Here is a 560-nt window from a genome sequence, read left to right as displayed (position 1 = left end):
CACCTCGTCGGGCGAGGTGCATTCGTACACGGTCGCGCCGTCGCTCATGAGCGTCATGCGCTCCAGATCGCAAAAACCGCGCTCCCGGAGGTGCTGCACGGCCGACCGGATGTTCTGGAGCGAGACCCCGGTGTCCAGGAACCGCTTGACGATCTTCAGGACCACGACGTCCCGGAAGCTGTACAACCGCTGGGTGCCCGATCCGTACGCGGGCCGCACACTCGGCTCGACCAGGCCCGTACGCGCCCAGTAGTCGAGCTGTCGATAGGTGATGCCGGCCGCCGCGCAGGCCGTGGGCCCGCGATAGCCGATCTCCTCGGACGTCATGGACGCCGCCCCTTCGCCGCCCGGCACCGCCGTCGGCCGCTGCGGAGCGTGATCCACCGCGCTGCTGTGAACCGGGTACGGACCGCTCTCCCCGTAACCGCGCACGGGAGCACCCCCAGCCGTACCGTCGCCGCTGGTTCTCACGCCGACCTCCGTCCTTGACCTGCCTTCTCGACGGTAGGCAGTCACCAGGGGTGCGTCAACGATCGCCACACTCGGCACGCCGAGTGATA

Annotated in this window: 1 protein-coding gene; it reads right to left on the bottom strand. The window is 68.8% G+C overall.

What is annotated here, in order from left to right; all coding sequences use genetic code 11:
- On the bottom strand, nt 1-471 hold a 471-nt coding region (locus CCN72_RS39095), incomplete at its 3' end, for a MerR family transcriptional regulator (RefSeq protein WP_167408711.1).
- Nucleotides 472-560 lie beyond the last annotated feature (89 nt).

This window comes from Streptomyces murinus (assembly GCF_002154555.1).
GTDB classification, from domain to species: Bacteria; Actinomycetota; Actinomycetes; order Streptomycetales; family Streptomycetaceae; genus Streptomyces; species Streptomyces murinus.
This window is presented reverse-complemented; position numbering and strand designations above follow the sequence as displayed.